Genomic DNA, 9993 nt, shown 5'->3' with positions numbered 1-9993 from the left:
GACCGCAGGTCCCCGCGCCCTGACGCGGCTTGTCCTTGAGGCTGTCAGGCTGGCGGTACACTTGGGCAGGCGTCTTGAGGACGCAGAATGCGCCCTCAAGGGCTTCTCAGCAAAGTCTATTGGCCAAGAGAGGCGGCACTTCCTCTGGATTTCTGGTTGAATAATGACAGCTGAAATCAAGTCTCCAAGCCGCGCGCCGCAGGCGCGCGGCGCCGGTCGTTTCGGGCAAAGCCCGAAGCGAAATACCTCTGTCCGCCGTTACCCGGATGCGCAGGAAATGCATTTGAGCGCTGCCGGGTCCAACTGCAGACGCTTCAGGGCGATGTCGCCGCCGCAGTCTTCGCAGTACCCGTACCCGCCGTCGTCCAAGCGGGAAAGCGCGGCCTTGAGGCGCAGGGTTTCCAACTGGCGGCGGGCGGCCTGCGCTTTGGCCATGGCCTGCATTTGCAGGGCGTCCATGCGCGACAGGCGGCCGACCATCTGTTGATCCAGCTCCACCACACCCTGCGCCTCCGCGCCAAGGGCATCCTCTGCCGCCAACTCTGCCAGGCGGGCGGTGATCTGCTGTTTCAGCGCAGCCTGATCGGACTCATTCATTTCAAAAATATGCCTCATCACGGGTTTGCGTTTGCTGCAATCCACCTTAGATGGGTAGTCTGGGCGGAGAAAGGACGTTGACCCATGGCAAAAACACAGCAAGCCGTTACTCCGGTGGATCCCGTATGGGACCGCATCACCCGCGAAGCTGAGGAGGCCGTGGCCACCCAGCCGCTGATGGGCGGGCTGGTCCATGCCTGTATTCTGCACCACAAGACGCTGGAAAAGGCACTGTCCTACCGGATTGCTGCCAAGCTGTCCTCAAACGAGATGTCGATGACAATCCTGCGGGAAATTGTCGATGACGCCTATGCGGACTGCCCCGAACTGGTGGAGGCGGCGCGTGCCGACCTGATGGCGATCAACGAGCGCGATCCGGCCAGCCACCGGCTGCTGCAGCCGATCCTTTACTTCAAGGGGTTTCAAGCCGTGCAGGCCTACCGGGTCAGCCACTACCTGATGGAGCAGGGGCAAAAGGATCTGGCCTATTTCTTTCAGATGCGCACGTCCGAGATCTTTGGCATCGACATCCACCCCGGTGCCCGCATCGGCAAGGGGATCATGATCGACCATGCCCATTCCATCGTGATCGGCGAGACCGCGGTGGTGGGAGACAATGTGTCGATGCTGCATTCGGTGACACTGGGCGGCACCGGCAAGGAAGAGCAGGACCGCCACCCGAAGATCGGTGATGGGGTTCTGATCGGTGCCGGGGCCAAGGTTCTGGGCAACATCAAAGTGGGCCATTGCAGCCGCATTGCTGCCGGGTCCGTGGTGCTGCAGGAAGTGCCGCCCTGCACCACGGTTGCCGGTGTTCCGGCGAAGATTGTCGGCGAGGCGGGCTGCGATCAGCCGTCGGTCAATATGGATCAGGTGGTGCCTGCAGGGTCTCCTTCGGCAGAGTGAGACATCTGGTGCCGGCCGTGGGATTTGAGTATTTATGAAAAGATGAAGGGGGCGGTCCGGCGCCCCTTTTTTGCGTCAATAGCGACGGGTAAGTACCTGGGAATTATACTCCTTTCTCAGACGGACCGGCCTGGTATCCTGCTGCTTCCGGGCCGCGGGCGGGCATTTGGTTCTGCTTTGGACGGAACGCCTTGAACATCTGTCTTCCCATGCGCGGCTACGGTGGCCTCTCCTTGATCGGCGGAGCGAGGATGGGCATATGTTTGGGGCGTCTATTGCAATCTGAGCACACAGGAACGGGGGAACGACGATGATTTACACAACTGAAGGCCGCGGGCGGCTGTATGGCTCGATCCTGGAAACCGTGGGCAACACGCCCGCGATCCGGCTGAACCGGATTGCGCCGGATCATGTGACCATCTACGTGAAGTTCGAAGCGTTCAATCCAGCGGGATCGGTGAAAGACAGGCTGGCGCTGAACATCATCGAGGCCGCCGAACGCGAGGGGCGGTTGAAGCCGGGTCAGACCGTGGTGGAGGCGACCAGCGGCAACACCGGCATTGGCCTTGCCATGGTTTGCGCCGCCAAGGGTTATCCTTTGGTGATCACCATGCACGACGGGTTCTCGGTCGAGCGGCGGCGGCTGATGCGGATGCTGGGCGCCAAGGTGGTGCTGACCCGCAAGGAAGACAAGGCAGTTGGCATGGTAGTGAAGGCCAAGGAACTGGCCGAAGCAAACGGCTGGTTCCTGGCGCATCAATTCGAGACCAAGGACAACGCCGACATTCATGAGAGCACAACTGCGCGGGAGATCCTGGGGGATTTCGAGGGGCAGCGGCTGGATCATATGGTGCTGGGCTATGGCACCGGCGGCACGGTGAGCGGCCTGGGGCGGGTGCTGAAGGGCGCGCGCCCGGAGCTGAAGATCACCCTCAGCGAGCCGTCCAATGCCGCACTGGTGCAGTCGGGTGAGGCGCAGGCGCGCAACGGTGAAGGCGAGCCTGCGGCGACGCATCCGGCCTTTAACCCGCATCCGATCCAGGGCTGGACCCCGGATTTCATCCCGCTGGTGCTGCAGGAGGCTCTGGACAGGGGCTATTTCGATGCGCTGGAGCCGGTGAACGGCGAGGAGAGCATTGCCTGGACCAAGCGGCTGGCGGCTGAGGAAGGCATCCTGACCGGGATTTCCGGCGGTGCAAGCCTGGCAGCGGCGATCAAAGTGGCTGAGACCGCGCCGGAGGGGGCCGTTCTGCTGGCAATGCTGCCGGATACTGGGGAGCGCTACCTGTCGACGCCGCTGTTCGACGGCATCGCGGCGGAGATGGATGAGGAGGAGGCGGCGCTGTCGGCCTCGACGCCCGGCTATCAGTACTGAGAGATTAGCGCGCCGCCTCTGATGGAGCGGGCGCGGCGGTCGTTGCGCAGGTGAGTATCTTTGAAAAGATGAAAGGAAGCGGGGCCGTTTCTTTTTTCCGTTTGTGTTCAGCCGTGTGGCCGCGCGCCGGCAGGCAGAGAAAAAGCCCCGGTTTGGCCAGGGCTTTTTACATTTCGCGTTGGATGCGGGTCAGGCCAGCATCACCATCGGGTTTTCCAGGTTGTCCTTGATCGCGTTCAAAAGTTCCGCGCCAAGGGCGCCGTCGATCACCCGGTGGTCCACGGACAGCGTGACGGACATCACGGTGGCCACTGCCAGTTCGCCATCTTTGCCGACAATCGGTTTTTTGACGCCTGCGCCGACCGCCAGGATGCCGGCATGCGGCGGGTTCACGATGGCGTCGAAGTTGTCGATGCCGAACATGCCGAGGTTGGAGATCGCAAAGGAGCCGCCCTGGTATTCATGCGGCGCAAGCTTGCGGTCGCGGGCGCGTTTGGCGAGGTCTTTCATCTCGGTCGACAAGGCCGAGAGCGATTTCATGTCGCTGTCCTGGAGAACCGGAGTGAACAGACCGCCTTCGATGGCGACCGCAACGGCCACATCCGATGCTTTCATCTTGAGCACCCGGTCGCCGGCCCAGACGGCATTGGCATCCGGCACCGATTGCAGCGCCAGGGCGCAGGCCTTGATGATGAAGTCGTTGACCGACAGCTTCACAGCGCGGCCCTCGAGCTGCTTGTTCAGCTCGCCGCGGAATTTCAGCAGTGCATCGAGCTGGATGTCGCGGCGCAGGTAGAAATGCGGCACCGTCTGCTTGGCCTCGGTGAGGCGGGCGGCGATGGTTTTGCGCATGCCGTCCAGTTTGACCTCTTCATATTCGCGGCCTTCATATATGCGCGCGACCATGTCTGCCGAGGGGCCGGCCGCGGGGGCTGCGGCAGCCGGGGCGCTCGCGGCGGGAGCGGCTTCTGCTTTCGGGGCAGCAGCTGCAGCCTGCGGCTGGGCGTTTTCCACGTCGGCTTTGACGATGCGGCCCTTGGGGCCGGAGCCGGTGATCTGGCTCAGGTCCAGGCCCTTGTCCGCTGCAATGCGGCGGGCCAGCGGCGAGGCGAAGATCCGGGTGCCATCAGACGCGGCGGGTGCTGCCGGGGCTGGTGCTGCAGCGGCAGGAGAGGGTGCGGCTGCGGGCCCCGGCTCTGCTGCTGCAGGTGCTGCGGCGGGTTCAGACGCTGCCGGTGCGGAACCGATATCATCTGCGCTTTCGCCGTCTTCCAGCAACACTGCGATCGGCGTGTTGACCTTTACGCCTTCGGAGCCTTCGGCCACCAGGATCTTGCCGACAACGCCTTCGTCCACGGCTTCGAACTCCATGGTGGCCTTGTCGGTTTCGATCTCGGCCAGCAGATCGCCCGAGGAGACAGTGTCGCCTTCCTTGACCAGCCATTTGGCAAGGGTGCCTTCCTCCATGGTGGGAGACAGCGCGGGCATCAGGATTTCAGTGGGCATCTTGAGGCTCCTTACCGGTAGGTCACTTGCTTCACGGCTGCGACCACCTCATCCGTGGTGATCAGCGCGTGGCGTTCAAGGTTTGCTGCATAGGGCATGGGCACGTCCTTGCCGGTGCAGGTGATGACCGGCGCATCGAGGTAATCGAAGGCCTGCTGCATCACTTCCGAGGCGATATAGCTGCCGACCGAACCCTGCGGCCAGCCTTCCTCAACCGTGACCAGGCGGTTTGTCTTCTGTACCGAAGCGATCACTGTGGGCAGGTCCATCGGGCGGATGGTGCGCAGGTCGATGACCTCGGCTGAAATACCATCTCCCGCAAGCTTATCAGCAGCTTCCAGCGCATAGGTCATGCCGATGCCAAAGGAAACGATGGTGGCATCGGTGCCTTCCCGCCAAATGCGGGCCTTGCCGAAGGGCACGGTGTAATCGTCCAGCTTGGGCACGTCGAAAGCGCGGCCATAGAGGATCTCGTTCTCGAGGAAGATCACCGGGTTGTTGTCGCGGATTGCGGTTTTCATCAGACCCTTGGCGTCGGATGCGGAATAGGGCATCACCACTTTCAGGCCGGGGATCTGCATGTACCAGGCGGCGTAGTCCTGGCTGTGCTGGGCGCCGACGCGGGCGGCGGCGCCATTGGGGCCGCGGAACACCATCGGGGCACCCATCTGGCCGCCGGACATATAGAGCGTCTTGGCCGCCGAGTTGATGATGTGGTCAATCGCCTGCATGGCGAAGTTGAAGGTCATAAACTCGACAATCGGGCGCAAGCCCCCGAAGGCCGCGCCGGTGGCGATGCCGGCAAAGCCGTGTTCGGTGATCGGGGTGTCGATCACCCGCTTGGCGCCGAATTCGTCCAGCAGGCCTTGGCTGATCTTGTAGGCGCCCTGGTATTCGGCGACTTCCTCGCCCATCAGGAACACATCTTCGTCGCGGCGCATTTCCTCGGCCATGGCGTCGCGCAGGGCTTCGCGGACCGTGGTCTGCACCATTTCGGTGCCTTCCGGGTAGTCCGGTTCCAGGGTCACGGATGCGACCGGCGCAGGCGCGGCAGCAGCGGCGGGGGCTGCGGGCGCCGAAGGTGCCTCGGCCGCCGGCGCTTCGCTGGCTGCGGCAGGTGCTGCGGAGGCGTTATAGGTTTCGCCGTCTTCGACCAGCACGGCGATGGGTGTGTTCACCTTCACGCCTTCGGTGCCTTCACCGATCAGGATCTTGCCGACGATGCCTTCGTCGACGGCTTCGAACTCCATCGTCGCCTTATCGGTTTCGATCTCGGCCATAATGTCGCCGGAGTTCACGGTATCGCCTTCCTTGACCAGCCATTTGGCCAGGGTGCCTTCTTCCATGGTCGGCGACAGGGCGGGCATAAGAATTTCGGTTGCCATATCAGTTGCTCTCCGCAGGAGTGATCATTCCGACGATGTTGCCTTGACCGTCCTCGACATAGGCGCAGCGCCCAATGCCGGGGTAATCCTGAGGCGGCAGGGCCTCGGCGCCGCCGTTGCCGAGCGCCCAGTTGTAGCGTTCGTCACAGTCTTGGACGTCAAAGGTCATGGTGCCGCCGCGGACCGGGCCACCGGCGGCAGGGGCATCGCCCATACGTTTCATCAGGCCGCCGGTCACGCCGTGGGCCATGCCGATATCCCGGCCTTCGATCAGGTGGTAAGCCGCATCTTCGGCCCCCGGCATAGGCTCGAACTGCCAGCCGAACAGGCCGCTGTAAAAGGCCTTTGCGGCCTCAACATCCGTTGCGTGGATTTCGAAATGAGGCATCAGGCGCTGGCCTCCTGCGGGACGTCGTCGGCGTAAATGTCGGTCCACAGCTCTTCCAGGGCGGGCTCGGGGCTTTCCTTGGCGAATTCTGCGGATTTGCTGACGATCTCTTTGATCTCCTTGTCGATCGCCTTGAGGTCGTCTTCGGTCGCGTGCTTGCCGGTCAGCAGCATCTCGCGGACCTGCTCGATCGGGTCGCGCTCCTCGCGCATTTTCTGGACTTCCTCGCGGGTGCGGTACTTGGCCGGGTCCGACATCGAGTGGCCGCGGTAGCGGTAAGTTTTGACTTCCAGGATATAGGGGCCGTCGCCGTTGCGGCAGTGGGAGACCGCGCGTTCGCCGGCTTCCTTGACCGACAGCACGTTCATGCCGTCGACCGCCTCACCCGGAATGCCGAAGGCCTTGCCGCGTTCCCAGATTTCGGCGCTGGAGGTGGAGCGCTGCTGCGAGGTGCCCATGGCATACTGGTTGTTTTCGATCACGAAAACCACCGGCAGTTTCCACAGGGCGGCCATATTAAAGGTCTCGTAGACCTGGCCCTGGTTGGCAGCGCCGTCGCCGAAATAGGTGAAGGTGACGCGGCCGTTGCCTTTGTATTTGTCTGCAAAGGCCAGGCCGGCGCCGAGCGGCACTTGGGCGCCGACGATGCCGTGGCCGCCATAGAAATGCTTCTCTTTCGAGAACATATGCATGGAGCCGCCTTTGCCCTTGGAGTAGCCGCCCTCGCGGCCCGTCAGCTCGGCCATGACGCCGTCCGGATCCATGCCGCAGGCCAGCATGTGGCCGTGGTCGCGGTAGGAGGTGACGCGTTTGTCGCCTTCCTCGGCGGCGGCCTCAAGCCCGACAACAACCGCTTCCTGGCCGATGTAGAGGTGGCAGAAGCCGCCGATCAGACCCATGCCGTAGAGCTGGCCCGACTTTTCCTCGAATCGGCGGATCAGCAGCATTTCGCGGTAGTGTTTTGTCAGCTCTTCGGCAGAAACGTTTGGTTTCTTTGCGCTTTTCCTAGCGGCCATGGTGGTCGGCTCCCCCTGCAGGCTAGATAGTTTAGTGTTAAACCAATTGATACCCGGTTTTGACCCGGCTGAATAGTGTTATTCTGCCGCGGGGTTTCCGCCGCGTAAAAATCCGCCCATGGACCGCAAAAATGCCGCGCTGGCCTTTGGTGCGGGAGGGGCCGGGCGAAACGCAGCAGCAGAAAGGCCGTATACCTTTGCTGGCAGGGCGGGGCGGAATTTTGCGAAAATTCCGTCTAGGAAAATTGGCAATTTCCCTGGCCGTTTTCTTGCAAGAAAACGGGCGAGCGGTGAAGCAAGGCTTGGTTTACCGGCAGCGGCGGGAAAAGCCGCGGGCCTTTAGCGGATGACAATCTCGTCCGCACGGACAAGGCCAAGCACGGAGCGGGCCTGCTCATCCAGGAGATCAAGGTCAAGGTAGTCGTCGGACAGGCGGCTAGTCAGGTTTTCCATGCCGCCGATCCGGGACTGGAGACGGTCGAGATCCAGCCGCAGTTCTTCTGCTTCGGCCTGGATCTCGACCCTCCGGAACAGACCGAAGTCGCCCTGCACCGCCGCAAAGGTGAAATACGCGCTGAGCGCGAATGCAATTGCAAAGAAAGCAATGGCGCCAAAAGAGGGCCGGGGGCTTCGGGTCACTTTGGAGGTGCCTGTATGTTACTGCTCAAGTTTTTGTTTTTGCGCCGTTTCCCGGCGTCTGCGTTCACTATGCCACATGCGATTCGGCTTGTGAATCCCTTTTCCGTCTGTGGATAAGGTTTTTTGCAGAGATACCGGACCGCGCTTGGCGGAGACAGTCATGCCTAGCAAAACCTCAGATGTTCATGCATGATTTCCAGAAAGTTATTTGAAAATCTCTCGTCCAACGGATCGAGACGGAAGACCGCTTCTCTGATGCGTTCGAGGCCCATGCAATGGTACTGACTTTCGAGTTGAAAAATGTCCGAAGTATCAAGTGTCTTGCCGATAGATTGGAACTCGGCTTCCAGCACCTCGCGCTCAGCACCCTTGAGGCTCAGGCATGACCAGAGTTCATATTTGGCCCGATAGGATGCCACGGCATTTGCAAGTTGTTCTTCTTTGCCGCCGTCTTGTTTGGAAGACGCCTGGTACAGGGTCTGAAAGGAGCTGATATAGTCCTCCAGCGCCAGGGTGGAAACGATATGCTTGTTCCAGGCATCATAGCTTTCGGAGTTTGCCGCATCAGCTGGCGCCGCGACCAAAGACTCTGCGTAAACCAGCACTCTTTCAGGGGCTGTGTCCAGCCAGGTGTCTGGTCTGATTGCCGTCAGAGCGGCCCATTGCGGGGCGCAATAGTGTTCTGTGATCCCGGCAAGCTGGGCGTTTGCTTGTGACGCTTTGGAATTGGAAGGCTGGGTGGCAAATAGTATTGCGGCTGCGCACAGAGTAAAAAATACAGCCAATAGTAATCTAAACGTTTTCATGAAAATTCCTCTGCTGTCGCGTCCTCCTAGCTGCGGAATGTGGAGAAATGTTGATCTAAGATATTGGAAAAATTTGAAATTCAACCCAAAGGGTAATTCAAAAGAAAACCGCCGCAGGAACTTTGCGGCGGTTCGTTGGCGGATCATCTGATGCGCCTAGGCCGGTTCAGGCGCTTTCAAGAGCTGCGACGCCGGGCAGTTCCTTGCCTTCCATCCATTCCAGGAAGGCGCCGCCGGCGGTGGAGATATAGGTGAAATCGCCCGCAGCACCTGAGGCGTTGAGGGCGGCCACGGTATCGCCGCCGCCAGCAACCGAGATCAGCTGGCCTGCACGGGTCAGCGCGGCAGCCTTGAGGGCAGCAGCGTTGGTGGCGGCGTCAAACGGCTCCAGTTCAAACGCGCCAAGGGGGCCGTTCCAGATCAGCGTTTTGCTGGCCTCGAATACCTCGTTGATGCGGGCCAGGCTGTCGGGGCCTGCGTCCAGGATCATGCCATCCTCGGGGCACTGGTCCGCGGGCAGGATTTCATGCTCGGCGTGGGCTTCGAATTTCTTGGCGACCGCGATATCGGAAGGCAGGATGATTTCGCAGCCTGCGGCTTTGGCCTTGGCCAGGATCTCGGCGGCTGTGTCCTTCATGATGCGCTCGGCCAGCGAGATGCCGACCGGCAGGCCCTTGGCCACCAGGAAGGTGTTGGCCATGCCGCCGCCGATCACCAGGTGGTCGACTTTCTCGATGAGGTTGCCCAGCAGCTCCAGCTTGGTAGAGACCTTGGCGCCGCCGACAACCGCTGTGACCGGGCGCTGCGGCTGGCTCAGGGCGCTTTCCAGTGCTTGCAGCTCCGCCTGCATCAGGCGGCCGGCGCAGGCGGGCAGGAGCCGGGCGATGGCCTCAGTCGAGGAATGCGCGCGGTGGGCAGCCGAGAAGGCGTCGTTGCAGTAAATTTCGCCCAGACGGGCCATGCCGGCGGCCAGCTCGGGGTCATTCTTGGTCTCGGTGGCGTGGAAACGGGTGTTTTCCAGCAGCAGCACTTCACCCGGCTGCAGCGCGTCTGCGGCGGCCTCGGCGCCCGCACCGATGCAGTCGGCGGCAAACAACACGCGGGTCTCAAAGGCGCGCTCCAGCGTCGGCACCAGTTGATTGAGCGACAGGTTTTCGCGGCGCTCGCCGCCGGGGCGGCCGAAGTGGGCCAAAAGGATCGGCTTGCCGCCCGCGGCCAGGATGTCACGCACGGTGGGGGCAATGCGGCGGATGCGGGTGGAGTCGGTCACCACGCCGTCAACGATCGGCACGTTGATGTCCACGCGCACCAGCACGCGCTTGCCGTTCAGATCCATGTCGTCGAGTGTTTTCCAGCCCATCAGCGAGACCCCTTA

At 61.8% G+C, this 9993-nt stretch carries 10 protein-coding genes; 2 read left to right on the top strand and 8 right to left on the bottom strand.

From position 1 onward, the window contains the following. Positions 1-258: 258 nt before the first annotated feature. The gene (locus AQUI_RS0119980) at positions 259-597 is read right to left on the bottom strand and encodes a TraR/DksA family transcriptional regulator (protein ID WP_027259091.1); all 339 of its coding nucleotides are present in this window, start codon (positions 595-597) and stop codon (positions 259-261) included. 84 nt (positions 598-681) lie between these two features. Here AQUI_RS0119980 and cysE point away from each other — a divergent pair, with 84 nt between their 5' ends. Then, positions 682-1503 (top strand): serine O-acetyltransferase, encoded by an 822-nt coding sequence (cysE, locus tag AQUI_RS0119975; RefSeq protein WP_027259090.1) that lies wholly within the window; start codon positions 682-684, stop codon positions 1501-1503. A 310-nt stretch (positions 1504-1813) separates the two neighbouring features. Next, positions 1814-2878: a cysteine synthase A gene (cysK, locus tag AQUI_RS0119970; RefSeq protein ID WP_027259089.1), complete on the top strand. Its 1065-nt coding sequence runs from the start codon at positions 1814-1816 to the stop codon at positions 2876-2878. Positions 2879-3067: 189 nt separating this feature from the next. Here the strand turns inward: cysK and AQUI_RS0119965 are convergent, their stop codons facing one another. From AQUI_RS0119965 to AQUI_RS0119935, 7 genes are all read right to left on the bottom strand, one after another. Next, positions 3068-4384 (bottom strand): pyruvate dehydrogenase complex dihydrolipoamide acetyltransferase, encoded by a 1317-nt coding sequence (locus AQUI_RS0119965; RefSeq protein WP_027259088.1) that lies wholly within the window; start codon positions 4382-4384, stop codon positions 3068-3070. An 11-nt stretch (positions 4385-4395) separates the two neighbouring features. Further along, positions 4396-5769, bottom strand: coding sequence for a pyruvate dehydrogenase complex E1 component subunit beta (locus AQUI_RS0119960; RefSeq protein ID WP_027259087.1), 1374 nt, complete (start codon positions 5767-5769; stop codon positions 4396-4398). A gap of 1 nt (position 5770) precedes the next feature. Beyond that, positions 5771-6157 (bottom strand): VOC family protein, encoded by a 387-nt coding sequence (locus AQUI_RS0119955; RefSeq protein ID WP_035920108.1) that lies wholly within the window; start codon positions 6155-6157, stop codon positions 5771-5773. Next, positions 6157-7173, bottom strand: a complete 1017-nt coding sequence (gene pdhA, locus AQUI_RS0119950) for a pyruvate dehydrogenase (acetyl-transferring) E1 component subunit alpha (protein WP_027259085.1) — start codon at positions 7171-7173, stop codon at positions 6157-6159. The genes AQUI_RS0119955 and pdhA overlap by 1 nt, the downstream gene beginning before the upstream one ends. Before the next feature lie 339 nt (positions 7174-7512). Then, positions 7513-7812 (bottom strand): FtsB family cell division protein, encoded by a 300-nt coding sequence (locus AQUI_RS0119945; protein ID WP_027259084.1) that lies wholly within the window; start codon positions 7810-7812, stop codon positions 7513-7515. A gap of 164 nt (positions 7813-7976) precedes the next feature. Further along, a complete protein-coding gene (locus tag AQUI_RS0119940) occupies positions 7977-8765 on the bottom strand; it encodes a hypothetical protein (RefSeq protein WP_156916881.1) in 789 nt (262 codons plus the stop codon). Positions 8766-8784: 19 nt separating this feature from the next. After that, positions 8785-9978: a phosphoglycerate kinase gene (locus AQUI_RS0119935; protein ID WP_027259082.1), complete on the bottom strand. Its 1194-nt coding sequence runs from the start codon at positions 9976-9978 to the stop codon at positions 8785-8787. Positions 9979-9993 lie beyond the last annotated feature (15 nt).

Origin of the sequence: Leisingera aquimarina DSM 24565, assembly GCF_000473165.1 — a bacterium.
In the GTDB taxonomy this organism is placed as follows: domain Bacteria; phylum Pseudomonadota; class Alphaproteobacteria; order Rhodobacterales; family Rhodobacteraceae; genus Leisingera; species Leisingera aquimarina.
This window is presented reverse-complemented; position numbering and strand designations above follow the sequence as displayed.

Bases quoted from the DNA above. Each gene is read 5' to 3' on its own strand.
- AQUI_RS0119935 (WP_027259082.1), bottom strand. From the start codon at position 9,978: ATGGGCTGGAAAACACTCGACGACATGGATCTGAACGGCAAGCGCGTG.
- AQUI_RS0119940 (WP_156916881.1), bottom strand. From the start codon at position 8,765: ATGATCCGCCAACGAACCGCCGCAAAGTTCCTGCGGCGGTTTTCTTTT.
- AQUI_RS0119965 (WP_027259088.1), bottom strand. From the start codon at position 4,384: ATGCCCACTGAAATCCTGATGCCCGCGCTGTCTCCCACCATGGAGGAA.
- AQUI_RS0119980 (WP_027259091.1), bottom strand. From the start codon at position 597: ATGAATGAGTCCGATCAGGCTGCGCTGAAACAGCAGATCACCGCCCGC.
- cysE (WP_027259090.1), top strand. From the start codon at position 682: ATGGCAAAAACACAGCAAGCCGTTACTCCGGTGGATCCCGTATGGGAC.
- AQUI_RS0119960 (WP_027259087.1), bottom strand. From the start codon at position 5,769: ATGGCAACCGAAATTCTTATGCCCGCCCTGTCGCCGACCATGGAAGAA.
- cysK (WP_027259089.1), top strand. From the start codon at position 1,814: ATGATTTACACAACTGAAGGCCGCGGGCGGCTGTATGGCTCGATCCTG.
- AQUI_RS0119955 (WP_035920108.1), bottom strand. From the start codon at position 6,157: ATGCCTCATTTCGAAATCCACGCAACGGATGTTGAGGCCGCAAAGGCC.
- pdhA (WP_027259085.1), bottom strand. From the start codon at position 7,173: ATGGCCGCTAGGAAAAGCGCAAAGAAACCAAACGTTTCTGCCGAAGAG.